The sequence below is a fragment of the Ruegeria sp. YKSF57 genome, from assembly GCF_059612585.1.
The window spans coordinates 14,007-40,076 of record NZ_JBXWQW010000017.1 but is presented as its reverse complement, the minus strand read 5'-3'; the positions used below and the strand labels follow the sequence as shown (position 1 = coordinate 40,076).

Genomic DNA, 26,070 nt, shown 5'->3' with positions numbered 1-26,070 from the left:
AGTGCAAAGTCGAAAAGGAACCCGATGCAATGAGTGACGACCGCAAAGACCTTTCTCCCGCCGCGAAACGCGCGCTCGCCGAGGCCGAAGAACGTCGCAAGAATGCTGCGGCCGTAGCAAAGGAGTTGCCAAAGGAATTGGGTGGGCGGGACGGCCCCGACCCGGCGCGCTATGGCGATTGGGAAAAAAAGGGCATCGCCATCGACTTCTGACAGGCTCAGTTCTGATCGCGGGGAACTTGCGCGCAATCGACCTGCGAAGACCTGGGGAACTCCGTGCCATCCATCGCGGCCTTCATTCCGCAATAGTGCGACTTGCAATCGTGTTGCGGGTCGTTGATCCTGACTCCTTGATCCCGCGTAACTCCCAACTCAAGGCGGCATAACACCCCGTTGGACAGTTGTTCCTGATAGAGCCATCCTGTCGTTGTCGGGGTCAAATTACCTCTGATCCCGCAGAAATGACCGGTTGCCGCCCAGATTTCGAGGTCGAAGAGACCGGCACCAGTGCTGTCGAGTTCGATCCTCAGCGTCCCTCCATCGTGAACATAACAATATCCGGCAAGCTCGGTTGACGGCGCTGCGACGTTGGCTGCGTCACAAGGTATTTCCGACAAACGCCATCCTTGGCCGGCGATGTCATCGATTCGCCAATGCCCGTCGACCGGGGCAAATTCATAACTCACAATTTCGGGTTTCCCGAAGTTCCGGAACCTTGCATGCACGATCTGGCGGGTGCCTTCGTTCACGGCCTCGATTTGCAGGGTGCGCAAGATCTCTGCAGCGTCATAGTCCTGCCCGGAAACATCGACGCCAAAACCGATGCACGGCGGCTGGTGGTTGGCGTCCTTAAATTCATTCGCGGCAAACAGGCGGATAAGGCGGTCGGAAAAGAACTGCTGCCGACGCTCTGGAGCAGACAGATAGGGAACACCATGAAGTCCCGGTTGCGACAGTGACACATAGATCCACTGCACAAGATCCTGCGGGCTTTGGGCGGCCAGTTTGCCCGCGGGCAGGATAGATATAAGGATGACAGCAAGGAAGTTGAACACAAATGCAGGCATCGGAAATCTCCTGCTTGCAGGATACCGCAACTCGGGATTACCTCAAAACCAAACATTGAAATGGGCCCTGTCAGGCATCCTGACGAATCAAATCCAGAAACCCGGTAACCAATGCACGCTGCCGCCTGGATTGCAGCCGCCCCTCAGGCCATGTCAGCCAGTATCCGTCGCGGGTTGGCAACGCGGGTAGGCCGAGCAGGTGCAACCGTCTGGCCGCGCAAGCCGTCTTTGCCAAAGCGATTGACCCCAAAACTACACCAAGCCCCTGTTCGGCTGCCGTCAACGCATGCCCCATCGAGTCGACGCTTAGCAAGGCAGGCGCAGTGTCCGGCTGGCCTGCGTTGCGTGCCCATTCGCGCCAGCCGGGCCGTTCGCCGCGCAATTCGATCAACGGTGCACCCCATTCCGTTCCGGGCGCGGCCATGGGGGCCAGCACTTCTTGCGCGATCAGTTGCGCTTCTCGTCTGGGCCACACGCCGCGACCATATCGGACTTGCAGCCAAGTCCTGGCCTCATCCAGTTCCGATCGCAATGCCAAGGATTCGGTGACCAACCGGACCTCGGGATGGTCGATGTGAAACCCCGCACATCGCGCCACTACCAGCGCGTTGATATGTGAACTCATGCCCGCAACGCGCAGCTCTCTGGGGGACTTTCCGAAAAGATCTTCGGTGTTGCGCTCCAACGCAGTCAGGCTTTCCTGAACCAATGGCAGATAGCTTTCTCCCTCAACCGTCAGCGACACGCCGCGCGCCTCGCGAACGAAAAGCGACCGGCCCAGCCAGACCTCGAGGTTGCCGATTCTCTGGCTGACCGCCGCCTGCGTCAGGCCAAACTCACGAGCTGCGGCTGAAAATCCCCCTAAGCGGCCCGCAGCTTCAAATACCCGCAACCAGTCCAGTGGCGGAAGGCCACGCCGTTTTCTATCCATAAGAATTTCCATCCCTTAGTCGAAATAAGGATTAGTTGTCGTAATGTCATGCGCAAGGTATTTCCTCAAGTACAGTTCGCCGAACAGGAGACACCCCATGCTGCGCACAGTCACCCATGACACGTCCATCGTGACGTTGGATTTTGCCAACGGCGCCCGCGCGCGCTTTCATGCTATCTGGTTGCGTGACAACGCGCTCGACCCCGAAACCCGCGCGCCCGGCAATGGTCAGCGGCTGATCACAATCGGCGATATCCCTGCGGATATCTCTGTCGACGCGGCGGACGTGGTGGACGGTGATTTGCAGATCACATTCCAGCCCGAAGGGAAAACGGTCATCTTTCCCGCCGCGTGGTTGGCCGAAAACAGCTATGACCGCGATCAGACGCATGAACCCGGTTGGACCGCCCCTGGCATCACAACTTGGGAACGCGGTATCGCCGCCCCTAGCGCCGACTGGCTCCAGGTGCACGCCAACCCCGAGGTCAAGCGGAACTGGCTGGCCGCTGTGGCCGAGTTCGGCTTTGCCAAGCTGACCGGCGGCCCGACCGAGCCTGAATCGCTGCTGAAGGTCGCTGACCTGTTCGGCTATGTCCGCGAAACCAATTATGGCCCCTATTTCGAGGTGCGAACCGAGGTGAACCCGACCAACCTTGCCTATACCGGGCTTGGCCTTCAGGCGCATACCGACAACCCCTATCGCGACCCGGTGCCGACCTTGCAAATCCTCTATTGTCTGGAAAACTCGGCTGAAGGCGGGGATTCCATCGTTGTTGACGGCTTCCGCGCCATCGAAAAACTGCGTGACGCAAACCCCGAAGGCTTTGCCCTGCTGGCCGGATATCCGGCGCGGTTCGAATACAAGGGCTCGGACGGGGTCTGCCTGCGTTCGCGCCGTCCGATGATCGAGTTGTCACCGGATGGCGAGCTGATCGGCATCCGCTTCAACAACCGCTCTTCTGCCCCCTTTGTGGATGTGCCGTTTGACAAGATGGAGGCATATTACGCCGCCTATCGCCAATTGGGTGATATCATCGACGATCCGGCCATGGGCGTGTCGTTCAAGCTGGAACCGGGGGAAAGCTTTATTGTCGACAACACCCGCGTCCTGCACGCGCGGCTGGGCTATTCCGGGGCCGGATCGCGCTGGTTGCAGGGATGTTACGCCGACAAGGACGGGTTGCTGTCCACACTGGCTGTGATGGAGATGGCCCAACCGGAGGCGGCGGAATGAAACCCGATTTCTCGACCCTGAACCGGGACAATATCGTTGCCTTCATCGGCGACATCTTTGCGCGCCGCGGTGGTGAAGAGTATCTGGGCGAGCCTGTCACTATGGCCCAGCACATGCTGCAAGGCGCAACCATCGCCGAACAGAACGGGATGCCAGACGAGATCATTGTCGGCGCATTGCTGCACGATATAGGCCATTTCACATCCGAGTTCGGCACCTACCACCCCGACGACACCGAAGACCGTCATCATGAGGACGCGGGCGCCGAGGTGTTGGAGCAGTTCTTCCCCTCGGTCATCACCGATTGCTGCCGCTATCACGTGGCGGCCAAGCGGTATCTGTGTGCCACCAAGCCCGAGTATTTCAATCGCCTGTCCGCGGCGTCGGTTCACACGTTGGAACTGCAAGGTGGTCCGATGAGCGCCGAAGAAGTTGCCGCGTTCGAGGCCAACCCGAACCTGAAAGAGATCATTCAGGTCCGCTATCTGGATGAGGCCGGGAAACGAGCCGACATGGAAACCCCTGACTTTGCACATTTTGCGCCGATGGTGCAGCGTATGGTCGACAAGCACATGGAGGCCGCATGAACGCCCCGGAATATATCTTTGAAGCCAGTACCAAACCCTCGCTGCCCTGGCACGAGGTTCCCCTGATCCGCGCGACGGACGCTTCGGTCAAAGGCTATGGGTGTCTGGTCGATGATCCCGAAGGGTTCCAAATCGAGATCACCCGCTGGCCACAGCAGGGCTGGCGGCCGATTGACGATGGCACCGGCGATGAAGGCGGCTGGGTCGAAGGCACCTTTCGTGGCGAGTGGAAGGGTGACGTGCTTTATGGCGAGAACGAAGCGGTCAATGGCCACTATGTCCTCGGCTGGTCCACCGATCCGCAGCAGGCACAGACAAGCCACCAAACAGCGCCCCGCGATCAGGTGCTGCTGTGGCACATGAACTATCACCCGGATGGCGGGCAGATGTTCTGGCCGCTCGACAACAAGCCCTTCATCATCCCCGCCGCCCTGCCCGGCGACAACCTGACACCAGAAAAGGTGGTGGCGTTCTGGTGCGACGGTTCGCGCGGGCTGTATATCCACCCCGGTATCTGGCACGAGGGGATATTCCCGGTTGAAGACGAGCAACGCTTTCTGGACAGGCAAGGCCGTGTGCATGCCCGCGTCAGCGCAGATATCGGGCGGGAGTTCGGCGTCTACCTAGCTTGCCCTTTGCGAGCGGACAAGATCAAGGACATTTGAGCACCTATTCGCCGCGTGCTTTTTTTAATGCCTCTAGGCAGCCGACCGACATCTCGGGTTCGTGTTCCTTTAAGCATTCCGCAATAGCACCGCCGCCAATTTTCACGCCCTTGCACAGACGCTCAACGTCTTCCCTGCAATATTCCTCAAGGGCTTTTTTCTCTGCCTCGCTGGGTTGGGCGTCGGCGGCTGTCGCAAGAATGGCAGACAGAAGTATCATTGGAAATCTAATCATAACGTAATCTCCCGGATACCCGGCTTTCGAGATGATGGCGCCGGTTAGCCGAGCCTATACCCCTGAGTAGTCTCGATACAAGTTTAGGCTATCGCGCTGTGCCCTTGGTCGGACCACAATCCAGATCTGCACCGCGACAAGATAAGGAACAAAAAAAGCAAAATTCTGAATTCGGTCGAAAAGCCCGGAGAATTCGGGCGTGGAACCAAGCCCTCCGGTGATCAAAAACCAAAGCGTATAATGCACTCGGTAGAGCCACGACCCCAGCGCCAGCCAGAACAGCCGCAACCCCCAGGCCCAATGGCCCGGGCGATCCGCGATTATCGCCATGTGCGCCACTATGAGCGCTGCGGTGAACAGACAGAGCCCATACAAGAAAAACGCTGCAGACATCATCGGACCACCGATCGTTCCGCGCAGGGGAATATAGGTCATTCCTGCCAGCCCGGTGATCAAAGCCAAAGCAATCAAAGCCACGCCCAAGCTGCGGTGAAACCGATTGTATTTCAGGCGAAGCCCTTTCAGCAGTTGCAGCGGCACAAGAGCCACCAACACCGTTCCGGCGAGGATATGTAACATCATCGCCGCATTAGCGACACTCTGGTCATAGGCAAACAAGTAGCTTTTTTGTGCCGCGCTCTCAGACAGCCCGACGCCGATCATGTCAAACCCCTGCGCGACGAAGGGCAGCAGGGTCAGATAGAACAGGACCAGCACCAATCCGGTCATCACACGTGATGTCAGGTTCCGCATACGCCCGAGTGTAACGCCGTCGAGCGGCCCGTCTATGGCTTACAGCCCAAGCACATCCACCATGTCATATTGACCAGGGGATTTGCCCTGCCCCCACAGCGCCGCTTTCAACGCGCCGCGGGCAAAGATGGCGCGGTCGGTGGCCAGATGGCGCAGAACGATGCGTTCTCCGGGGGCGGCGAACAGAACATCATGTTCCCCCACGATGTCGCCGCCGCGAATAGCGTGAAAACCGATATCACCGCGCTTGCGGGCGCCGGTGATGCCGTCCCGACCCCGATCGGACACGTCGGATAGCTTGACGCCACGCCCTTCGGCTGCGGCCTCTCCCAGCATCAAGGCGGTGCCGGATGGGGCATCGACCTTGTGATGGTGGTGACCTTCGATGATCTCGATATCGAAATCCTCATCCAACGCGGCTGCGACCTTTTTGGTCAATTGGACCAGCAGGTTGACGCCAAGGCTCATGTTTCCGGCCCGTACAATCACCGCATGGCGGGACGCGGGTTCCAGTGCTGCGATCTGTTCGCCGGACATGCCGGTGGTGCCGATCACATGCACACAGCGCGCCTGCGCCGCCAGCGCGGCGAATTCCAGTGTCGCCTCAGGCGCGGTGAAGTCGATCACTGCCTGCGCCTGCGCAAAGGCTTCCAGCGGATCGTCGGTGACGGTGACGCCCAGTGCCTGCCCGCCCATAGCCTCGCCCACATCCTGACCGATCCAGTCATGGTCCTTGCGTTCGACCACGCCGACCAGACGGGCCTGATCGCTTTCCGTCACGGTCTTGATCAGCATCTGCCCCATACGGCCCGAAGCCCCTGTGATGACGATCCCCGGAATATGGGTCATTGCGCTGGTCCTTTTCGTTAAGTCGGCTCAAAGCCTCCTACCCGGTTCGCGCCCGCTTGGCAAAGCCCCGCTTTGCGCTTAGATCGGGGATTATGGCAAAGAACAAATTCCACGATGGCCCCGGCCCGTCCCAACGGCAGCTGCGTGTCGGCGAACTGATCCGCCGCACCCTGTCCGAAGTTCTGGCGCGCGGAGATGTCCACGACCCCGACCTGAATCGCATGTCGATCACCGTGGGTGAGGTGCGCACCTCGCCCGATCTGAAGATCGCCACCGCCTATGTGCTGCCCCTTGGCGGCAGAGGGCAGGAGGATGTGATCGAGCTGCTGGCCCGCAACAAGGGTGAGCTGCGGCGCATGGTCGGCAAGAAAGTCGGCCTGAAATTCGCGCCCGATCTGCGCTTTCGGCTGGATGACACGTTTGATCGTCTGGACGACACCCGCCGCATGTTCGAACAGGACGCGGTGCGCCGCGATCTGGACGAGTGATCCGCACGTTTGTCACACTGGCGACGCTTCTCTGGGCCGCGCAGGCAGGCGCGGTCACTTGTGAAAAGCTGACCCATGAGGACAAACGTTATACGGTTTGCAACGTTGATGCCGCCAATGAAGATCTGCGGCTGTTCCTGAATGGTGAAGACGGTCAGGTATTGGGGCATTTCTCGACGGTCAACGAAGTGCTGGCCCCGGAAGGCAAACGGCTGGCTTTTGCAATGAACGCTGGCATGTATCACGACGACCGGTCACCCGTTGGCCATTATGTCGAGGACGGGCAGGAGCAGATGCGTGTGATCGCCAACCCCGGCCCCGGCAATTTTGGCCTGCTGCCCAATGGCATATTCTGCATCCGTGAGGGCCGGGCGGACGTGTTTGAAACGCTTGATTACGTGGATCAGGCCCCCACCTGCCGCTTTGCCACCCAATCCGGCCCCATGCTGGTGATCGACGGAGAACTGCATCCGCGCTTCTTGCCCGATTCGACCTCGCTTTATATTCGCAATGGGGTCGGCACCAGTTCCGATGGTACGCGGGCGGTGTTTGCGATCTCGGAAGATTATGTCACCTTCCACGAGTTCGGGCGTCTGTTCCGCGATGTGCTTGGCACACCAAACGCGCTGTTTTTCGACGGCAATATCTCGCGAATGTATGAGCGGGCCAGCAACCGCTCGGATCTGGGGTTCTCGCTGGGGCCGATTGTCGGCGTGGTCGAAGAAACGCCCGCAAATTGACAGCGGCAGAGTGATCCGTTAACTCGCGCGCCTTAGCAAGATTCAAGGTGCATGATGGGACGCAAACGCAAGGGTCGCGACATTTCCGGCTGGCTGGTGGTGGACAAGCCCGCGGGAATGACCTCGACCGCCGTGGTCAACAAGGTGCGTTGGGCGATGGATGCCAAAAAGGCGGGCCATGCAGGCACGCTGGACCCCGAGGCGACCGGCGTTCTGGCAATTGCCTTGGGTGAGGCAACCAAGACCGTTCCCTATATCACCGATGCGCTGAAAGCCTATACCTTTACCGTGCGCTTGGGGCAGGCCACCAAAACTGACGATGCCGAGGGCGAAGTGATCGCGCAAAGCGATGCGCGCCCGTCGGATGACGATATCAAACAGGCGCTGACCCCGTTTCTGGGTGACATCATGCAGGTGCCGCCCAAATTCTCGGCGGTGAAGATCGATGGCCAGCGCGCCTATAAACTGGCCCGCGATGGTGAGGATGTGGAGCTGACCGCCCGCCCCCTCTGGGTCGAGGAACTGATCCTCGTTGACCGCCCCGACGAAGACCATGTGGTGCTGGAGATGACCTGCGGCAAAGGCGGCTATGTCCGTTCGATTGCCCGCGATCTGGGGGAGGCGCTGGGCTGTCACGCCCACGTCAAGGAACTGCGCCGCATCTGGTCCGGCCCGTTCGAGGCCGAGGACGGGTTGAGCATCGAACAGATCGACGAAATGGCGAAAACAACCGCGCTGGACGAATATCTGCACCCGTTGGAAACCGGCCTGTCCGACCTGCCGGAACTGAAATGCACCCCCGAAGGCGCCACCCGTCTGCGCAATGGTAATCCGGGTATGGTCTTTGCGTCCGATGTCGAATACGGCGACGAGGCCTGGGCTTCATTGGATGGCCAGGCAGTGGCCGTGGGCATCTACAAATCCGGCGAACTTCATCCAAGCCGGGTGTTTGCGTCCTGACGCCGGATCCGATCACGCGTTTCTGAAATAGTATGAACTATTTGGAACCAACATCCTTGTGAATCGCATTTGATGGGGCGTTGACCGAACGTCACTTGTGCCGCGATCCGAATTGGCGAATGCCTTTCGAGTTGTCGCGACATTGGAGCTGTGAAGAGTTCATGGCCATCACAAGGAGAAAATGAGTGATGCAAGTATTCAACAAAGGTGCGACGACTCTTTTTAGCGCCGCCATGTTGTCCATTCTGGCGTCTGGGGTTTATGCCGAAGGCGGAGCCTCGGATGACGATGGCGATGTCGCACCTGCGCCGCCGTCCATTGGTGCCGACATTCCCTTGACCTATTTCGGTCCCTCCCCTTCGGAAGTACAAAAAGAACTGATTGGTCCGTACAAGCTGCTGAAAGCGGGTCAGGTCGATGTCGACGCAGGTACTGTGACCCTGCCCCTCTACAAAGGTCGGATGGAAAGCGGTGAAACGGTCTGGTATGTCGTTCTTGATACCAACGACCAGGGCAATGCCGAAGCGCTGGGGCTGAACTACTCGCCGAAATTAACCTATACCGATGTCGGGCATGCGGTCCGCAAGGCGACGCTCGCCGAAGACCTGCAACTCGTGTTTGCCTCCGGGACTGTCGATTTTTCTCCAGAACGCAGCGTGACGCCGGGCGACGCGCCGAATTTCTTTCCTCCCAAAGCCGTCCAGCCCGGTTCGGTCGGAGATGAAAGCTATAGCCCACTGGTCAAGGTCGAAAACGCAGGCGGGTTTATCTATAATGCGCCGATCATTGCGTTCGACGTTGATGCCGATATTCTGAACGGATTCTGCGACGGCGAAGCCGATCATTCGGTCGTGCATGACAAAGTGATCTCAATTTGCCCCAAGGAAGGCTCTGTCACCCTCGAACTGACCGCCGGGTTCAGCTTTGCACGCCCTGTTCTGTATGTCTCAACCGATGCCAACGACCCCGCTCCGGCAGCACTCGAAGGAGCAACTTATGCGCCAGGTCTGGCCAGCATTCATGTTGGCGCGGATGATAGCCTGTTTTCGCCGGTCGAGCGCATTTTTGTGATGGTGAACGGGCATACAGGCGACGACAATCCGCAACGTCAGGGCCTCAACAGTGCCCTGAGCGACGGCCGGACGCCTTTGAACGTGCTGGGCGGCATTCCTACCGTGGCCACCGACTACAGCCCGCTTTGGGACCTGAACCCGGGTGTCTGGACGCAAGCAGCGATCGAGCAGGGTATTCGGAGCCGCGTAACCGAGGAATTCCAGATCCTCGGCCTCGTCGAACGTGGCTGGATCACAGGGCTTGAAGGCGGTGATTTCGGCTCGGTAGGCTTCGTCGTCAACTGCCCGATCGTTTTCCGGTTCCTCTGATCGTGATCAGACGACCGTTCAGCCAATTGCGGAACGGACATACAATGGATGGCCAGCATTGTCTGGCCATCTATCATCGGGATGTTGTCATTCGATTCGGCTGGCGTCTCTTTTGAGAATGATTGCCGCCGGGATGCATGTGGCGGGCGGATTCCGAGTATGATATGCGCACGAGGATGATCACCCGAAGCCACACCAAGGGCGATGCGCCCTCGACCGCCATCTATTCCGATTGCGAATGCTATCGCTACAGCCTGACCCGCATCTGGGATCAGACGGGGCGCAGGGCGCTTTTCGTCATGCTGAACCCTTCGACCGCAACCGAGGTGCAGAACGACCCCACGGTGGAGCGCTGTGAACGCCGCGCCCGCGCGCTGGGCTTCGGTGCGTTTCAAGTCACGAACATCTTTGCCTGGCGTGACACCGACCCGCGCAAGATGCGCGCCGCCATCGATCCGGTTGGGCCAGAGAACGACGCGGCAATACTGTCGGGTGTAAATTGGGCCGATCAAATCATTGCCGCTTGGGGTACCCACGGATCGCATTTGGAACGCGGGCCGGAAGTGGAACGGTTGCTGCGGGGCACTGGTCAACCCCTGTTTCACCTAGGGCTGACCAAAGAGGGGCACCCAAAACATCCGCTTTACATCGCCTATTCTCAACAACCCGAGCGCTGGGCAACGTCCACGGGTCATTAACCAGTTACACAGATCGGCTTTGACCGAAGTCCTTGAAACATGGGATGTTTCCCTTGTTTGGGCGCTGTTAGTGCGGAGGTCGGGTATGTTCTGGATTGCAGGTTTGCTGGGCGTTGCAGCCCTAGGCGGCGCAGCCTATTTGATCGGTGGCGATACGCCGGATGAGGATGAAAACGCGGATGCCCAGACCGAAGGCGAGTTAGAGGGGGAGGAAGAGCAGGGCAATCTGCTGGAACCTGAGGATCTGTCCGATGCTTCCGGTGTCCTTGACGCCTCTGCCGGGGGGGATACTTCGATTATCAGCGACTTTGACGGCAATCTCGTCATCGCAGGCGATGACGGAGATAACAACTTGAGCGGCGTCGAAGGGAATGATCAGATCAACGGATATGCCGGTGACGACGGAATTTTCGGAGGGGCGGGAAATGATACGTTACAGGGTGCCGAAGGCGACGATTCCATTTCGGGTGAAGAAGATGATGACGAAATCCATGGCGGGTTTGGGGATGATCAACTTGCAGGCGGCAGTGGAAATGATGCGCTTTTTGGGGATTTCGGTGACGATTCGATTGCCGGGGGCGATGGCGAGGACACGTTGACTGGCGGCCAGGGCGATGACGACTTGACCGGAGATGCGGGTAACGATGCTCTGCATGGCTGGGACGGCGACGATAGCCTGTCGGGCGGTGCCGGATCGGACAGCTTGTTTGGCGGTGACGGGCGGGATGTATTGACCGGTCGAGAGGTCGGCGAGACAGAGGTCGACTATCTCAATGGTGGTTCGGGAGAAGATATTATTCTGGCGGGTCAAGGAGATATCGTGACTTCGGGCGAAGATGCGGACAGTATCATTGTCGGCGCAGAGGCGATGGAGAACGCCGTGACGGTGATGGATTTCGAGCCGGGCCAAGACCGACTGCTGGTGACCTGGGATCAGGATGAGCCGCCCGAGATAGAGATCAAGCCGGACGAGGAGAACACGCGTCTGACCCATGTATTGGTTGCCGGGCAGGAAATTGCCTCGCTCTATGGGGATGGTGTGGTTTCGGCTTCGGACATCCAGCTGATACGCGAGAGTGATCTGTCGCAATACGGGTTCGATGCGTAGGCGGCAAAATCCCTTTGCTATCTGCTGTAATTGCGCTTATACGCGCCCATCTGCTCCGGAATCAGGGCGGATATCTCCACGGGCCTGTGCTGGACGACATCCCGGCCTGCGCCATTCACTCTAACCTCAAAGGAGACCCCGATGTCGATCACTGTTGAAGAAAAAGCACGTGTTATGAAAGAGTTCGCAACCAAGGAAGGTGACACAGGTTCGCCGGAAGTCCAGGTTGCCATCCTGACCTCGCGCATCAACACGCTGACCGAACACTTCAAGACCCACAAGAAAGACAACCATGGACGCCGTGGTCTGTTGAAGATGGTGGCACAGCGCCGCAAGTTGCTGGACTATCTGAAGGGCAAGGAAGAGGCCCGTTATCAGGACCTCATCAAGCGCCTGGGCATTCGCCGCTAAGCGCGCCATTTGTACAATTCGTACAGGTTTTGAAACCGGCATTGTCCGGCTTGTACGCCCGCCAACCGGCGGGCGTTTTCGTTTTGGCCCGCCGTCGCTGATGACAGCCCGAACCGATTTGGTCTAGATTCCGGATCACGGGAGGGGCCAGAGATGAGGCGCAGGCTTGCCGCCATTTTGACTGCGGATGTGGTCGGGTATTCCGGTCTGATGGAGGCGGACCAGGCCGCCACGATCGCGTCGGTGCGCGAACTTTACGAACACTGTCTTGAACCTGCGGTCTCGACCCATGGCGGAGCGGTCCTGAAGCGCATGGGGGATGGCTGGATCGTGGGATTCGACGCCGCGACCCATGCGGTGGAATGCGCGCGCGCGATGCAGACCGAGCTTGACGGGAACACGTCGATCAATATCCGAACGGCCATCCACATCGGCGAATATGTCGATGATGGAGCGGATTTGTATGGCACCTGCCTGAACATCGCGGCCCGGCTGCAATCCGAAGCCCCGCCGGGCGGGATCATGATTTCGGAGGAGACCCGGCGGCAACTCGACAGGTCGCTGGCGGCGGAGTTTTCCGAAGCGGGGACATTCGAACTCAAGAACATCTCGTATCCGGTGCAGGCGCATCAATGGCGGCCTCAAATCCGCAATCCCGAGGGGCGCGATGAAATTCCGGTCATCGGGGTTGAGCGCACCCGCATCTCACCGGACAGTACGGAACTGAGGGAACCGGCCGACGAGTTTCGCGAGCAGATGATTTATCGCCTGTCCCGTCGCACCGGGATCCAGGTGTCTTCTGTCGCCGAGGGTGCCAGCCCTGCGCCGACGTATCGCTTGCAAAGCCGGTTGAGCCTGCGCAACTCGGCCCAGTTGGTGGTGTCGATGGTCAGGGTGCGCACCGGGCAGGTATTCTGGTCGAACCGGTTCGAGGACAGGCCCGATCGCCTGTATGACCTGATCACGGAGGCGGCGCAGGTCTGTGACGAGGATCTGCGCACCGAAATCAATGCCCGCGATGCAGAGCGAACGTCCGATCTGCCGGATGATGCGCTGAACCCGTCCGAATTGCGGGCGCGGGCGGCGCAGAACTTTTATCGCGGGTCGATCAAGGGGTATCTCAAGGCGATCGAGCTGCTGGAGCGATGTCTGGATCTGTCGCCCAACGACCCAATGGCGCAGGCCATGTGGGTGCATGCCCGGTTGCGCCTGATCCGGTGTGGGGTGCAACCGCCTGCGCCAGATATTCTGGAGCGGATGGTGCAGCTGTCGGATATTGCGATCGAGAACGCCCCGCGCAGCGATTTTGTCTGCAAGGTGCGATCCGAGGTGATGATCAACGTGTTGGGAGATTTCGTTGGGGCGCGGCGCAACAACGCCCGGGTTGCAGCGCTGAACCCGGATTATCACCTGCGGTTCGAGGTCGAGGCCGAACTGGCGCTGGCAGAAGGGGACTTTGCGGGGGTCGAAACGGTGCTGGTCCCTTACTTCCGCAGTTTCAAAAGCGACATGGACCGGCCCTATGTGTGTTTTCTGGCCGCCCTTGCGGCAATGCTGGACGGGCGGTTCGAGACGGCTTTGGAGCATATCGACACGTCGATCGAACTCAGGTCCACCTGCGGGGTTTTCCCGGCACTCAAGGCCGAAATCCTGCGCCGGGCAGGCCAGCCCGAGGCCGCCGGACGGGTGAGGTCGCGCACCGCAGAGATCGAGGCCAAGCCCGATATTCTGGCAGTGACACCGATCCTGCCGTCAGGACACCGGGACATTCTGGACCTGTTGGGCATGGCCCCGCCGATCGTGGACCAGGTTGCGGACGCGTGACGGTGCGCGTCGCTCTTGCGACAATTCCAACTTTCAATCCGCATCATTCTCCTGTATGGGCGCTGTCATCTGAGACGTTGTGCCATGACCCCGGCACTCGAATGGAAGATAAAGTGGGGTCGGCGGCAATGGGGCCGCCATGCAAAACGGGAGACCCGCAGGGGCGGGAGTGCTCCCTTCTAGGATACGCATATGTTTGATGTAACGACGAAATCGATGCAGTGGGGCGAGGAAACGCTTACACTGGAAACCGGCAAGGTTGCCCGTCAGGCCGACGGCAGCGTGATTGCCACGCTGGGTGAAACCAGCGTCATGGCAAACGTGACCTTTGCACGGGCGCAAAAACCCGGTCAGGACTTTTTCCCGCTGACCGTACACTACCAAGAGAAATATTATGCCGCCGGTAAGGTTCCGGGTGGCTTCTTCAAGCGCGAGGCGCGCCCGACCGAAAAAGAGACGCTGACCGCGCGTCTGATCGACCGTCCGATCCGCCCGCTGTTCGTTGACGGCTTCAAGAACGAAGTTCTGGTGATGTGCACCGTGCTGAGCCACGATCTGGTCAACGATCCCGACATCGTCGCGATGATTGCCGCTTCGGCTGCGCTGACCATTTCCGGCGCGCCGTTCATGGGCCCGATCGCCGGTGCCCGCGTTGGTTTCGTGGATGGCGAATACGTCCTGAACCCGACCGTGGATGACATGCAGGACCTGCGCCTGAACCCTGAACAGCGTCTGGATCTGGTTGTGGCCGGCACCAAAGACGCCGTGATGATGGTGGAATCGGAAGCGTACGAGTTGTCCGAGGCCGAAATGCTGGGCGCCGTGACCTTTGCGCACGCACAGATCCAGCCGGTGATCGACCTGATCATTTCGCTGGCCGAAGAAGCCGCGAAAGAGCCGTTTGAATTCGTCGCACCCGATTACTCGGACCTCTACGCTGCAGTTAAGGCCGCCGGCGAAGAGCAGATGCGCGCCGCTTTCGCGATCACCGACAAGCAGGAGCGCACCGCCGCTGTTGCCGCTGCCCGTGAAACGATCAAGGAAGCGCTGACCGAGGAACAGCTGGAAGACGCCAACCTTGGTTCGGCGATGAAAAAGCTGGAAGCCAGCATTCTGCGCGGCGATGTCGTCAAGGGCGGCAAGCGTATCGACGGTCGTTCGACCACCGATGTCCGCGCCATCGAAGCCGAAACCTCGCTGCTGCCGCGCACACACGGTTCTGCCCTGTTCACCCGCGGTGAAACACAGGCGCTGGCCGTGACCACGCTGGGCACCGGCGACGACGAGCAGTTCATCGACGCGCTGCATGGCAACTTCAAATCGAACTTCCTGCTGCACTACAACTTCCCCCCCTATTCGGTGGGTGAGGTTGGCCGCGTGGGTTCGCCCGGCCGCCGCGAAATCGGCCATGGCAAGCTGGCATGGCGCGCGCTGCAGGCGGTTCTGCCTGCGCCGACCGATTTCCCTTACACCATCCGCGTGGTGTCCGAGATCACTGAATCCAACGGCTCAAGCTCGATGGCGTCTGTCTGCGGCGGTTCGCTGTCGATGATGGACGCGGGTGTTCCGCTGAAAGCCCCGGTTGCCGGTGTGGCCATGGGCCTGATCCTGGAAGATGACGGGTCTTACGCGGTTCTGACCGACATCCTGGGTGACGAAGACCACCTGGGCGACATGGACTTCAAGGTTGCGGGTACTGCAAACGGCATCACCTCGCTTCAGATGGACATCAAGGTTGCGGGCATCACGCCTCAGATCATGGAAACCGCCCTGGCACAGGCCAAGGACGGCCGGATGCACATCCTGGGCGAGATGGGCAAAGCCCTGTCCGAGACCAACGAATTCTCGGTCCACGCGCCGCGCATCGAGACTATGAACATCCCGACCGACAAGATCCGTGAAGTGATCGGTTCGGGTGGCAAGGTCATCCGCGAGATCGTCGAGGTTTCGGGTGCCAAGGTCGACATCAACGACGATGGCGTCATCAAGATCGCCTCGCCCGATGGGGAATCGATCAAGAAAGCCTATGATATGATCTGGTCGATCGTGGCCGAGCCGGAAGAAGGTCAGGTCTATACCGGCAAGGTGGTCAAGATCGTCGATTTCGGTGCCTTCGTGAACTTCTTTGGCAAGCGCGACGGTCTGGTCCATGTGTCCCAGATCGAAAACCGCCGCCTGAACCATCCGTCGGATGTTCTGAAGGAAGGTCAGGAAGTGAAGGTCAAGCTGCTGGGCTTTGACGATCGCGGCAAGGTTCGCCTGTCGATGAAAGTGGTCGATCAGGAAACCGGCGAAGAGATCGTTCCCGAGAAGAAAGAAAAGAATGAGGAAAACGCAGAGTAATCTGCCCCTCGGACCGACTTGCAGGGCCCCGGCAATTGCCGGGGCCCTTTTCGTTTTGGATGCCGGCTCACGCCTGACAAAGCAACCGTGACGGCATGTGATCCGGCCCGTCCTTTTCTTTGGCTTCCGCGTCACCAGATGTGTTTTGCACACTGCACAATCCGGAACAGAGGATCCCCAGACATGATTTCCCGCCCCCTTTCCGCCGCCGCATTTCTGGCGCTGTCGGCCACCGCCTTGTCGGCGCAAAGCCTGCCCGAAGGTACCTATATTCAAGGCTATGCAGGGTTCAGCCAGTTGCAGGACACCGATTTTTCGGGCGTCATCGGCGGCTCGAACCAGAATGTCGATACCGATTTTGACACCGGTTATGGTCTTGGTGTCGCGATTGGCCGGGAAATCCCGCAATGGTCGAACGGCACTGTCGGCACCCGGGTCGAGCTGGAATTGTCCTATCGCGACAACGATGCCGACGGGGTCAATTTCTCGGGCAATGGTCCGGGGGCCGAAGGCAACGTTTCGGGGGATGTGACCCAGACCTCGTTGTTTGCCAACGTGCTTTTCGATTTCAAGCAAAACGGCCGGCTGACGCCTTATGCCGGGTTCGGCATCGGCGCGACCTATTCGGATATCGATGTGGTTTATGGCCCCGGCGTCGCAATTGACGGCGATGATACCAATTTCGCTGCCCAGCTGATCGCCGGTGTTGCCTATGACCTGAACGATGCCACCGCCCTGACGCTGGATGCGCGTTATGCGCGGGCTTTCGATGTCTCGAGCCCGCGCCTGGCGCCCAACGGTGTTTCGACCGGCACGGTCGAGGACGATCTGGATACGTTCAGCGTCAATTTCGGGGTTCGCTTCAATTTCTGATCCGTTGGTGGAAGCCTCTCCTCCCGGTTTCGCTTCCACAGCATGCCCCCGTGTTCTATGCACGGGGGCATGCGATCTTTTATTATTCATATGTCTTCCAGTACGGCGCGGCGTCCGAATGCCGAACGGCTGTGCGCGAACCTGCCCGGTGCCGAGCTGTTCGAGGCGGTCAATGGTCGCGATCCAGCGCAGATAGCCGGGGTCGGTCTGCATGACGGCGACCTGTACCGGCCGCACTATCCCTTCCCATTGCGCCCGACCGAGATCGGGGTGTTCGAAAGCCACCGGCGTATCTGGCGCAAGCTGGTCGAGGAAGATATCGACCTGGCGATCATTGCCGAAGACGACCTGCAGGTCGATCCCGAAAGGTTCGCGGCGGCGCTGGAGGTTTTGCAGCGTCATGCGACGCCCGACCACTATATCCGCCTGCCGGTGAAACAGCGCGAGGTTCCGGCCCAGGTGCTGGAGGAGCGGGGCGATCTGAAGCTGATTTTGCCCAAGATCATCGCCCTGCAATGCGTCTGCCAGATGGTTGGGAAAAACGCCGCGAAACGGTTGCTGGCGGTGACAGAGCGCATCGACCGGCCGGTGGATACTTTCCTGCAGATGCACTGGATCACCGGACAGCCTATTCACGCCCTGCTGGGGACCGGCAACAAGGAGGTCGCGGGCCAGATCGGCGGATCGACGATCCAGAAAAAAATCCGCCCCGGCGAAAAGCTGGGGCGGGAACTCAGGCGCGGCTGGTATCGGGCGCAGTTGCACCTGCGCCCGCAAAAACCTTAGCCGGGCAATTTCGTGGTGCGCAGATAGGGGAAATGGGTGGTGAATTCACCGTATTTCGCCTTGGCGTCCTCGTTGCTGACGGCAACGGGGATGACCACATCGTCGCCGGGTGTCCAGTTTGCCGGGGTCGCCACGTTCTCGCGGGCGGCGGTCTGCAGCCCGTCCAGCGCCCGCAGTACTTCGGCAAAATTGCGGCCCACATTCATCGGATAGGTCATCGACAGTTTCAGTGTCTTGTCGGGTGCGATGATGAACACGACGCGCACCGTCTGGCTGTCTGCCGGGGTCGGGTTGTCGGGCAGGTAATAGCCGGCGGGCAGCATGTCAAAGGCCTTGGACACTTCCAGCCCCTTGTCCGCGATGATCGGAAAGCCCGGATTGGCCTTGCCATAGGCCTCGATATCGCCCTTCCATTTCTTGTGGTCCTCGGCGCTGTCCACCGAGACGCCGATCACCTTGGTGTTGCGCTTGGCCCATTCGTCCGCCAGCTGCGCCACGGCCGAGAATTCGGTGGTGCAGACGGGGGTGAAATCCTTGGGATGCGAGAACAGGATCGCCCAGCTGTCGCCGATCCAGTCGTGGAACTGAATGGTGCCCTGATCTGTTTCCGCGGTGAAATCGGGAACGGTGTCGTTGATGCGCAAACCCATGGCTCATGTCCTTTCGTTGAGATTTCGAGTCGGTTGGTGCCAAACCAATCACTAAGGAGTGAAGTTACAGGACTTGTAGCGAAGAACCACCGGGAATCCGTATCAATCAAGGGGAATTTATTGGGGCAAAAATTTGATCAAATTTTTTGACTCTCCTCTTGCCCCTCCTGTAAGGCAGTGACAGAGTGGCCGCGAAAACCGACCGAGCGGTCGAAAACATCCCGGATCAGGAGGGAGAGCCATGATCGAGAAACGCGACTTTTACATCAACGGCAAATGGGTGGCCCCGGCCGTCGCAAGTGATTTTCAGGTGATCAACCCCTCGACCGAAGAGCCCTGCGCGGTGATTTCTCTGGGGTCCCAAGCGGATACGAACGCCGCGGTTGCCGCCGCCAAGGCGGCGCTTCCGGGCTGGATGGCGACGCCGGTCGAAGAACGGATTGCACTGGTGGAAAAGCTGATCGACATCTACCAGACGCGCGGCGAGGATCTGGCCCAGGCCATGTCGCTGGAAATGGGTGCGCCGATCGACATGTCGCGCACGCAACAGGTGGGTGCGGGCATCTGGCACCTGAAAAACTTCATCCGCGCCGCCAAGGCTTTCCAGTTCGAACGCCCCTTGGGCGATCACGCGCCGGGCGACCGCATCATCTATGAGGCGGTTGGGGTCGCGGCGCTGATCACGCCGTGGAACTGGCCGATGAACCAGATCACGCTCAAGGTGGGCGCGGCAGCGATTGCGGGCTGCACGATGGTTCTAAAGCCGTCGGAACAAAGCCCGCTCAACGCGATGATCTTTGCCGAGATGATGGACGCGGCCGGATTCCCTGCGGGTGTTTTCAACCTGGTGAACGGCGATGGCGCGGGCGTCGGTTCGCAGCTGTCGGCGCATCCTGATATCGACATGGTCAGCTTTACCGGCTCGACCCGCGCGGGCACGGCGATTTCCAAGGCCGCGGCGGACACGCTGAAAAAGGTGCACCTGGAACTGGGTGGCAAGGGCGCGAATGTAGTCTTTGCCGATGCGGACGAAAAGGCGGTCAAGCGCGGCGTGTTGCACATGATGAACAACACCGGCCAAAGCTGCAACGCGCCCAGCCGGATGCTGGTGCAGCGCCCGATTTATGATCAGGCGGTGGAAACCGCGGCGGAAGTTGCGGGCAAAGTCACTGTCGGGAGCGCGCTGGAGGAAGGCCGCCATATCGGCCCGGTGGTGAACGAGGTGCAGTGGACCAAGATCCAGGACCTGATCCAGAAAGGCATCGATGAGGGCGCGCGTCTGGTCGCGGGTGGCACCGGACGGCCCGAGGGGCTGAACAAGGGCTATTATGTGCGCCCCACGGTTTTTGCCGATGCCAACAACCAGATGACCATCGCGCGCGAGGAAATCTTTGGCCCGGTCCTGACCATGATCCCCTTCGACACCGAGGAAGAGGCGATCGAGATCGCCAACGACACGCCCTATGGTCTGACCAACTATGTCCAGACGCAGGACGCCGGACGCGCCAACCGCATGGCGCGCCGCCTGCGCTCAGGCATGGTCGAGATGAACGGGCAATCCCGTTCTGCCGGTTCCCCGTTCGGGGGCATGAAGCAATCCGGCAACGGGCGCGAAGGAGGCGTCTGGGGCTTGGAGGATTTCCTTGAGGTCAAGGCCGTCGGCGGTTGGGCGGCGGAGTAAAATGAGCGCCGTCGGCGCGCTTTTGTTCACATAGGTATGAGGGACGCTGTCCCTCAATACCCCGGGGTGAATTGCCCGCAGGGCAAGAGGGGCAGCGCCCCTGCACTAGAACGTCGCGGCAGCCCGAAATTTCATTGATAGCCCCCCTTCGGGATGTTTCAGGCGCAGTTCCTCGGAATGAAGCATCAGGCGGGGAAAGTTGCGCGCAGCCCCCGAGGCATAGAACGGGTCACCCAGAATCGGGTGCCCGAGCGCCTGCATGTGCACGCGCAACTGGTGCGAGCGGCCGGTTTTCGGGGACAGGCGCACGCGGGTCGTGTCGCCTTGGTGTTTCACCACACGCCAGTCGGTCAGCGCCGGCTTGCCTGTGTCGTGACAGACCATCTGCCGTGGCCGGTTTGGCCAGTCCACGATCAGGGGCAGGTCGACAGTGCCAGTCTTGGGTTCCAGCCGCCCCCAGACCCGCGCGACATAGGTCTTGCGGGTTTGCCTGTTCTCGAATTGCAGGCCCAGGTGGCGTTGGGCGTGGGGGGTTTGGGCAAAGACCATCACCCCCGAAGTGTCGCGGTCCAGCCGGTGCACCAGCAGTGCCTGCGGAAAAGCGGTCTGCACCCGCGTCAGCAGGCAATCGGCAAGATGCTCGCCGCGCCCCGGAACCGACAGAAGTCCGGGGGGTTTGTTCACCACGATCAGCTGCGCGTCTTCGTGCAGGATATCCAGCGGCGTTTGCGGGGGCTCATAGGTTTCGCTCATGCGCGCCTGCCTAACGCAGGCGGCGGGCTCCCGCAACGTCGCGCTTGCGCGACGCGCGACGTTTGGCAACTCTCTGGCCAAACGAGAGGAGCCGAGATGCACCCGACAATCAAAAAGATGCAAGAGGTCGTGGCAAAGGGCGATGACAGCCAGCTTCACGCCCTGTTGGCCGAGGATGTGCGGTTTCTGCCGCCGACCTATTACAAGACATGGACCGGGCGCGCGCCGGTTGCGGCGGTGCTGGGCCATGTGGGGCAGGTGTTTTCCGAGTTCCGCTATCGCCGGATCATGGGCGAGGGTCGGGACTGGGCGCTGGAGTTTCATTGCAAGGTCGGGGAACTGGATGCGGTGGGCGTGGATCTGATCACCCTGAACGACGCGGAATTGATTCAGGAATTCGAGGTGGTGATGCGGCCCCACAAGACCGTCGGTGCGCTGCGGGACGCGATGAACGCGCGGGTGTTGACCGATGCCCGCTTCCTGAAGTTTCGCGAGGCTCTCTCCTGATTGCTGCCGACCAGATCTTGCGGGTGCCGTTGTTGCCGCTTTTGGCCGCGCAGGGACTGTCGGTGCGGCGCAAGGTGCAGCTGTTGCCCGAGCCGGTTGGCCCGCGCGAGGGGAGCGAGGGGCGAGGCCCGGTGTTGCGGCTGCTGATTGCGGGGGACAGTTCGGCGGCCGGTGTCGGCGCGGGCACGCAGGCGCAGGCATTGTCGGGGCAGCTTGTCCGGCATCTGGGGAGGCACCATGCGGTCGAGTGGCGGCTGGAGGCCACAACCGGGCACACCACGCGGGACACGCTGGAGCGGATAATGGGGATGCACGGCACCTTCGACGTGGTGGTGACGGCACTGGGCGTCAATGACGTGACGCGGGGGGCGACCAGGGCGCAGTTCATGGTACGGCAGGCGGCTTTGCTGCGGCATCTGACCGGGCCGCTGGGCGCGCGACGCGTCGTGGTCACGGGTGTGCCGCAGATGCACCGGTTTCCGGCCCTGCCGCAACCTTTGGCCTGGGTTCTGGGGCGACAGGCCGCGCGGCTGGATCAGGGGTTGCGCGAAGTGGTGGCGGGTTTTCCCGAGGCACGGCATCTGTCGCTGGATCTGCCGCACGACCCAGCACTGGCCGCGCCGGACGGCTATCACCCCAGCCCGCGCGCCTATGCATTGTGGGCCGAGCAATTGGCGCGGGTGATCCTTGCTCAGGCCTGAGCGCGCATGCGCCGGATCATCGGCACGGTATAGATCACCAGCGCCGCCCAGATCATCGGAAAGGCGATCATGCGGGCGCGGTCGAATTCCTCGCCAAAGATGAAGACGGCGGTCAGGAAGATCATCGTCGGCGCAATATATTGCAGGATGCCGATGGTCGAGAGGCGCAGCAGTTTGGCACCGTTGGCATAGACGATCAGCGGCACGGCGGTGACCAGGCCGCAACCGATCAACAGCCAGGTATCGACCATATTGCCGCCAAAGTGGTTTTCGCCATTGGCCGACAGATAGGTCAGATACCCAAGTGCGGGAACCGAAAGGATCAGCACTTCGAGCATGAAACCCTGATTGGGGCCGATGGGCAGGGATTTCTTGAAAAAAGCATAAAAGCCCCATGTCAGGGTCAACCCGATGGCGGCCCAGGGCAGGCGGCCTGCCGCGACGGTCAGCACGATGACGGCTGTGGCCGCGAGGGCGATTGCGACGAGTTGGGCGGGGCTGAGTTTTTCGCGCAGCAAGAGCGCGCCCAAGGCGATGCTGAAGAGCGGGTTGATGTAATATCCCAGTGCCGCATCCAGCGCCTTGCCCGCTCCGATAGCCCAGACATAGATGCCCCAGTTGACCGAAATCAGCGCTGCGGTTAGGCACCCCATCGCCAATGTGCGGGGGTGGGTCAGCGCTGTGCGCAGATCGCGGGTTCGGCGCAGCACGATCAGCAGCGCACCGGCAATCGGGACCGACCAGATGACCCGGTGCGCGACAACCTCGGCTGGCGGGATATGGGCCAGCGCCTTCATGTAGATGGGCAGGAACCCCCACAGCAGATAGGCCGTGATGGCAAAAGCCAGCCCCTGAGGAGTGTCTATGTTGTCGGTTGGTCGGGCGGTGTGCTGCGCCATGGGGCTCTCCGGCAGATGTACCGGGTGTTTATGGCAGGTCGCAGCCGAAAGGAAACGCCGAATTCTGTGAGCTGCCCCATCACCCGTTGTGATGGGGCAGATTATCGGTGGGTCAGGCCAGGTGATCGACCACCTGCAGATGCTGGGCCAGCGTGTCGATTTCGCCCATCCATGACTGAACCAGTTTCGGATCGCTGGGTGCAGCGTGCACGCCCGCCGGGATGGCGCGGTTCAGCACCGCCTCGATCGCCAGAGAGACCGGGATCGAAACAAGACGCGCCATGGCGGTGCCGCGCGCGTCGCCCCATGCATCCATGACATAGGTCTTGTGCCAGACCTCGCGCCCGTCCTTTTCGGCCTTCAGCCCGACGCACAGGACAACGCGGTCGGGCTCGCCCTCGTCATAGGCGTTTTCGGCCCAGAACTGGTCGGACATCTCCTTGAGCCGTGCGTCGCCTTCGGGACCGGAAAGGGTTTCGATTTCGCGGAATACATCCGCCCACGCATCGGCCCAGCCGTTCAGGCGCAAGGTGCCTCGGACGAACTCTTTGACCGGCCAGTGGTCTTCGAAATGGTACTGGGTCTTGAAGGGGATCGAGTCGCGGTTGGGGTAGACCTCGAAGCTTTCCGGCGAGGGCAGGGGGGCGACATAGCTGGTGATCGCATCCCAAGGGCGGGCCACGTCGAGCGGTGCGTAGTCGCGGATCGAGCGGGAGGGCGAACGCAGCGCCTTGAGAACGCCCAGCGGCGACCAGCTGAACTTGTAGCGGAACGGGTTGGGGTGCTTGGGAATGCCACCGCAATAGGAAATGAAGCTGAGGTGGTTTTGCGGATCGAACGCGTCGGAGGCGCGGTAGTCATCGACCAGCGCATGCGCCATCAGGTGGTCGATGCCGGGGTCGAGACCCACTTCGTTGACCAGCGCCACGCCCGCCTCGCGCGCCTTGTCATCCAGCGCGCGCATCTCGGGCGCGATGTACGAGGATGAGACGAAATTCGCGCCCTTGGCGATCGCCAGCTCGGCCAGCGGCACGTGCCAGTCGCCCGGCAGCATCGACACGATCACGTCGCCCTTGGCCAGCACCGCGCCAAGCGCGTCGATGTCGAAGGCGCGGATGTCATCGGTCAGGTCGCCGACCTCGGCCCTGGCCTTTTCGACGGTCCGGTTCCAGACGGTGACGGGATGGCCCGCCTCGATCAGCCGCCGCAATCCGGGGATGGCCGACAGGCCGGTGCCACACCAGTGAATGGTCATCGCTCAGATCCTTTCGATATGGGTTTTGAATTCAGCCTCGGCCCGGCCCCAGACACCTGCGGTCAAGTCGTTCAGGGTGGCCAGCGAGGGCAGCAGTTGCGCCGCGTAGTCCTGCGAGCTTTCCACTGGCAGCATCGAGGGCAGGTTGTCGATCGCCATCACGTCCAGCACCGGATTGGTCGCGACGCGCAGGGCCGGGGCCCCCCAGGTGGTGGCGCGGTCATAGACCGGAACCGGGTTGTAATCGCTGTCCGGATCGCAGGCGACGTCACCGATGGCGGTCAGTCTTCGGGGGGCGGTCATCGCGTCACGGGGGACAAAGACCGGCGTGCCGGGACGGGCGAAGATGCAGTTGAGAAAGATGTCATGGGCGAGGATCTCGGGGAAGGGGCCGCCGCTTGCGGTTTCGGCCATGTCCCATTTGGTGACCTGAACGCCCATCGCCTCACAGAGGTCCGAAGCGCCGGTGCCGACCCGGCCCAATGCACCGATAACGATGGCGCGGGGGCGGTCCGCACCGGTGGCGTCCAGTTCGGCCAGCAGCTCGGCGTTCAGCGCATCCTTGCCGGGATAAACGCCCACGGAGCCGCACAATTCGCCACGCTGCTGCGCTGCCCAGGCCTTGAGCGTCACCGCCGCACCCGCATATCCGGCCCAATAGCCGAATGCGGCGACCCGGCGGCCGGTTTCGTCCACCAGATATTCCAGATCATAAAGCGTGCCGCCGCCCGCCTTGAACCGCTGCAGCAGCGCGCGGCCCGAGTGCTGACCCTTGAAGGCGTGGCCGAACATGATGTGGCGATGAGGCAGGGGCGTGCCGTCCTCGGGCAGCTCCTTGAGGCCGAAGATGATCGCATCCCGCGGCGCGTCGGGCCAGCTGTTCTCGGCCGCAATTTCGCACCCTGCGGCCTTGTAGCCGTCAATCGGAATGGCGCGGACCGAGCTGTCCTCGACCGTCACCCGGATACCGGCCGCGATCAGCTGCGCCGCGCCTTCGGGCGTCAGCCCCACCCGTTCTTCGTTCGGGCGCTGTTCGGCCCGGACCCAGAGATGTGTCATATCCTGTCCTTCTGTCAAAGCATCCCGGCGGCGCGTACCGCCTGAACCGAGGCGCGCGCCTCCATCGTTTTGCGAAACGCTGTGATCCCGGGGAAGTCCGTCACATCGACCCCGTCGCCTTCGAGCCAGCTGCACACCACGTAAAGGTAACAGTCGGCAAGGCTGATCCGGTCGCCCAGAACAAACGGCCCGCGCAGCCCGTTCGCCTCGATATACCTGCATGAGGCAGTCATGGTCTGCGGCACCTTGGCGGTCATGTCCTTCCAGCTTGCTTTTTTGTCGGCCCAGCGGGCGCCGCGCAGCTTGTGGGCATGGTTCACGTGCATGGTTGAGGCGAGATAGTACATCACCTCGCGCATGCGCGCGGCCATCACCGGATCGTCGGGCACCAGCCCCGCTTGCGGAGCCCTGGCCGCGACGTATTCCAGCAACGCGCCGGTTTCGGTCAGGATACCGCCCTGAACCGCCAGCGCAGGCACGCGGCCCTTGGGGTTGATCTGTTTGTAGGCCGGTTTGGTCTGTTCGGCATTGGCGAAGTCGAGGCGGATCGCCTCATACTCCAGCCCGGCCTCTTCCAGGGCGATGGCAACGGCGACCGAGATGGTGCGGGGCGCATAGTAAAGCTGCATGGT

At 60.9% G+C, this 26,070-nt stretch carries 29 protein-coding genes; 18 read left to right on the top strand and 11 right to left on the bottom strand.

The genetic code is table 11. From position 1 onward, the window contains the following. Positions 1-29: 29 nt before the first annotated feature. The gene (locus tag AC2FLX_RS08915; RefSeq protein ID WP_480750285.1) at positions 30-212 is read left to right on the top strand and encodes a DUF1674 domain-containing protein; all 183 of its coding nucleotides are present in this window, start codon (positions 30-32) and stop codon (positions 210-212) included. Between the two features lie 5 nt (positions 213-217). On the opposite strand, the gene AC2FLX_RS08910 is transcribed toward AC2FLX_RS08915, so the two are convergent. Both AC2FLX_RS08910 and AC2FLX_RS08905 read right to left on the bottom strand, forming a co-directional pair. Further along, positions 218-1,066 carry a hypothetical protein gene (locus AC2FLX_RS08910; RefSeq protein WP_496810653.1) on the bottom strand — a complete coding sequence of 283 codons (849 nt, stop codon included), beginning with the start codon at positions 1,064-1,066 and terminating at the stop codon, positions 218-220. 70 nt (positions 1,067-1,136) lie between these two features. Continuing rightward, positions 1,137-1,997, bottom strand: a complete 861-nt coding sequence (locus tag AC2FLX_RS08905; RefSeq protein ID WP_480750283.1) for a LysR family transcriptional regulator — start codon at positions 1,995-1,997, stop codon at positions 1,137-1,139. Between the two features lie 97 nt (positions 1,998-2,094). On the opposite strand from AC2FLX_RS08905, the gene tmpA reads away from it, so the two are divergent. The 3 genes from tmpA to AC2FLX_RS08890 are packed head-to-tail and all read left to right on the top strand — an operon-like array spanning position 2,095 to position 4,483. Further along, positions 2,095-3,231: a 2-trimethylaminoethylphosphonate dioxygenase gene (gene tmpA / locus AC2FLX_RS08900; protein WP_496745803.1), complete on the top strand. Its 1,137-nt coding sequence runs from the start codon at positions 2,095-2,097 to the stop codon at positions 3,229-3,231. Then, on the top strand, positions 3,228-3,818 hold the full coding sequence (gene tmpB, locus AC2FLX_RS08895; RefSeq protein WP_496811466.1) for a (R)-1-hydroxy-2-trimethylaminoethylphosphonate oxygenase: 591 nt from the start codon (positions 3,228-3,230) through the stop codon (positions 3,816-3,818). The genes tmpA and tmpB overlap by 4 nt, the downstream gene beginning before the upstream one ends. After that, complete coding sequence (locus tag AC2FLX_RS08890) at positions 3,815-4,483, top strand: ureidoglycolate lyase (RefSeq protein WP_496811465.1); 669 nt, start codon at positions 3,815-3,817, stop codon at positions 4,481-4,483. The genes tmpB and AC2FLX_RS08890 overlap by 4 nt, the downstream gene beginning before the upstream one ends. A gap of 4 nt (positions 4,484-4,487) precedes the next feature. Here the strand turns inward: AC2FLX_RS08890 and AC2FLX_RS08885 are convergent, their stop codons facing one another. The 3 genes from AC2FLX_RS08885 to dapB all read right to left on the bottom strand — a co-directional run bounded on the left by AC2FLX_RS08885 (position 4,488) and on the right by dapB (position 6,320). Beyond that, the gene (locus tag AC2FLX_RS08885; RefSeq protein WP_496745797.1) at positions 4,488-4,718 is read right to left on the bottom strand and encodes a cysteine rich repeat-containing protein; all 231 of its coding nucleotides are present in this window, start codon (positions 4,716-4,718) and stop codon (positions 4,488-4,490) included. Between the two features lie 54 nt (positions 4,719-4,772). Continuing rightward, positions 4,773-5,381 carry a DUF2306 domain-containing protein gene (locus tag AC2FLX_RS08880; protein ID WP_496875413.1) on the bottom strand — a complete coding sequence of 203 codons (609 nt, stop codon included), beginning with the start codon at positions 5,379-5,381 and terminating at the stop codon, positions 4,773-4,775. A 129-nt stretch (positions 5,382-5,510) separates the two neighbouring features. Further along, positions 5,511-6,320, bottom strand: a complete 810-nt coding sequence (gene dapB / locus AC2FLX_RS08875; RefSeq protein WP_496811463.1) for a 4-hydroxy-tetrahydrodipicolinate reductase — start codon at positions 6,318-6,320, stop codon at positions 5,511-5,513. 92 nt (positions 6,321-6,412) lie between these two features. On the opposite strand from dapB, the gene rbfA reads away from it, so the two are divergent. From rbfA to AC2FLX_RS08820, 11 genes are all read left to right on the top strand, one after another. After that, positions 6,413-6,808 carry a 30S ribosome-binding factor RbfA gene (rbfA, locus tag AC2FLX_RS08870; protein ID WP_209505090.1) on the top strand — a complete coding sequence of 132 codons (396 nt, stop codon included), beginning with the start codon at positions 6,413-6,415 and terminating at the stop codon, positions 6,806-6,808. Continuing rightward, the gene (locus tag AC2FLX_RS08865; RefSeq protein ID WP_496811462.1) at positions 6,805-7,548 is read left to right on the top strand and encodes a phosphodiester glycosidase family protein; all 744 of its coding nucleotides are present in this window, start codon (positions 6,805-6,807) and stop codon (positions 7,546-7,548) included. Before rbfA ends, AC2FLX_RS08865 begins: the two co-directional genes overlap by 4 nt. A gap of 54 nt (positions 7,549-7,602) precedes the next feature. Further along, entirely contained in the window at positions 7,603-8,508 is a 906-nt protein-coding gene (gene truB / locus AC2FLX_RS08860; RefSeq protein WP_496811468.1) for a tRNA pseudouridine(55) synthase TruB, read from the top strand. 188 nt (positions 8,509-8,696) lie between these two features. Continuing rightward, entirely contained in the window at positions 8,697-9,890 is a 1,194-nt protein-coding gene (locus AC2FLX_RS08855) for a hypothetical protein (RefSeq protein ID WP_496875412.1), read from the top strand. 176 nt (positions 9,891-10,066) lie between these two features. Then, positions 10,067-10,588: a DUF1643 domain-containing protein gene (locus AC2FLX_RS08850; RefSeq protein WP_480750438.1), complete on the top strand. Its 522-nt coding sequence runs from the start codon at positions 10,067-10,069 to the stop codon at positions 10,586-10,588. A gap of 85 nt (positions 10,589-10,673) precedes the next feature. After that, positions 10,674-11,696 (top strand): calcium-binding protein, encoded by a 1,023-nt coding sequence (locus AC2FLX_RS08845; RefSeq protein WP_496810921.1) that lies wholly within the window; start codon positions 10,674-10,676, stop codon positions 11,694-11,696. Between the two features lie 141 nt (positions 11,697-11,837). Continuing rightward, positions 11,838-12,107, top strand: coding sequence for a 30S ribosomal protein S15 (rpsO, locus tag AC2FLX_RS08840; RefSeq protein WP_480750272.1), 270 nt, complete (start codon positions 11,838-11,840; stop codon positions 12,105-12,107). A 153-nt stretch (positions 12,108-12,260) separates the two neighbouring features. Next, positions 12,261-13,931 carry an adenylate/guanylate cyclase domain-containing protein gene (locus AC2FLX_RS08835; protein ID WP_496810920.1) on the top strand — a complete coding sequence of 557 codons (1,671 nt, stop codon included), beginning with the start codon at positions 12,261-12,263 and terminating at the stop codon, positions 13,929-13,931. 192 nt (positions 13,932-14,123) lie between these two features. After that, on the top strand, positions 14,124-16,274 hold the full coding sequence (pnp, locus tag AC2FLX_RS08830; RefSeq protein ID WP_496810919.1) for a polyribonucleotide nucleotidyltransferase: 2,151 nt from the start codon (positions 14,124-14,126) through the stop codon (positions 16,272-16,274). A gap of 183 nt (positions 16,275-16,457) precedes the next feature. Further along, on the top strand, positions 16,458-17,147 hold the full coding sequence (locus tag AC2FLX_RS08825; RefSeq protein ID WP_496745782.1) for an outer membrane protein: 690 nt from the start codon (positions 16,458-16,460) through the stop codon (positions 17,145-17,147). A gap of 69 nt (positions 17,148-17,216) precedes the next feature. Next, on the top strand, positions 17,217-17,933 hold the full coding sequence (locus AC2FLX_RS08820; RefSeq protein ID WP_496807220.1) for a glycosyltransferase family 25 protein: 717 nt from the start codon (positions 17,217-17,219) through the stop codon (positions 17,931-17,933). Here AC2FLX_RS08820 and AC2FLX_RS08815 read toward each other — a convergent pair. After that, positions 17,930-18,583, bottom strand: coding sequence for a peroxiredoxin (locus AC2FLX_RS08815; RefSeq protein WP_480750267.1), 654 nt, complete (start codon positions 18,581-18,583; stop codon positions 17,930-17,932). The genes AC2FLX_RS08820 and AC2FLX_RS08815 overlap by 4 nt on opposite strands. Before the next feature lie 241 nt (positions 18,584-18,824). Between AC2FLX_RS08815 and AC2FLX_RS08810 the strand changes: the two genes are divergently transcribed. Next, the gene (locus AC2FLX_RS08810) at positions 18,825-20,264 is read left to right on the top strand and encodes an aldehyde dehydrogenase family protein (protein WP_496810918.1); all 1,440 of its coding nucleotides are present in this window, start codon (positions 18,825-18,827) and stop codon (positions 20,262-20,264) included. Positions 20,265-20,369: 105 nt separating this feature from the next. On the opposite strand, the gene AC2FLX_RS08805 is transcribed toward AC2FLX_RS08810, so the two are convergent. Continuing rightward, on the bottom strand, positions 20,370-21,017 hold the full coding sequence (locus tag AC2FLX_RS08805) for an RluA family pseudouridine synthase (RefSeq protein WP_496745779.1): 648 nt from the start codon (positions 21,015-21,017) through the stop codon (positions 20,370-20,372). A 96-nt stretch (positions 21,018-21,113) separates the two neighbouring features. Between AC2FLX_RS08805 and AC2FLX_RS08800 the strand changes: the two genes are divergently transcribed. Together AC2FLX_RS08800 and AC2FLX_RS08795 are read left to right on the top strand one after the other, a co-directional pair. Next, complete coding sequence (locus AC2FLX_RS08800; RefSeq protein WP_496810917.1) at positions 21,114-21,524, top strand: nuclear transport factor 2 family protein; 411 nt, start codon at positions 21,114-21,116, stop codon at positions 21,522-21,524. Positions 21,525-21,547: 23 nt separating this feature from the next. Continuing rightward, positions 21,548-22,225 carry an SGNH/GDSL hydrolase family protein gene (locus AC2FLX_RS08795; protein ID WP_496810924.1) on the top strand — a complete coding sequence of 226 codons (678 nt, stop codon included), beginning with the start codon at positions 21,548-21,550 and terminating at the stop codon, positions 22,223-22,225. On the opposite strand, the gene rarD is transcribed toward AC2FLX_RS08795, so the two are convergent. The 4 genes from rarD to AC2FLX_RS08775 form a co-directional block, all read right to left on the bottom strand. After that, positions 22,216-23,124 (bottom strand): EamA family transporter RarD, encoded by a 909-nt coding sequence (gene rarD, locus AC2FLX_RS08790; RefSeq protein ID WP_480750261.1) that lies wholly within the window; start codon positions 23,122-23,124, stop codon positions 22,216-22,218. The genes AC2FLX_RS08795 and rarD overlap by 10 nt on opposite strands. A 112-nt stretch (positions 23,125-23,236) precedes the next feature. Beyond that, the gene (locus AC2FLX_RS08785; RefSeq protein ID WP_496810916.1) at positions 23,237-24,379 is read right to left on the bottom strand and encodes a saccharopine dehydrogenase family protein; all 1,143 of its coding nucleotides are present in this window, start codon (positions 24,377-24,379) and stop codon (positions 23,237-23,239) included. Between the two features lie 3 nt (positions 24,380-24,382). Further along, the gene (locus AC2FLX_RS08780; RefSeq protein WP_496810915.1) at positions 24,383-25,438 is read right to left on the bottom strand and encodes a saccharopine dehydrogenase; all 1,056 of its coding nucleotides are present in this window, start codon (positions 25,436-25,438) and stop codon (positions 24,383-24,385) included. Positions 25,439-25,452: 14 nt separating this feature from the next. Further along, positions 25,453-26,067, bottom strand: a complete 615-nt coding sequence (locus AC2FLX_RS08775; protein WP_496810914.1) for a glutathione S-transferase family protein — start codon at positions 26,065-26,067, stop codon at positions 25,453-25,455. Positions 26,068-26,070: the final 3 nt, after the last annotated feature.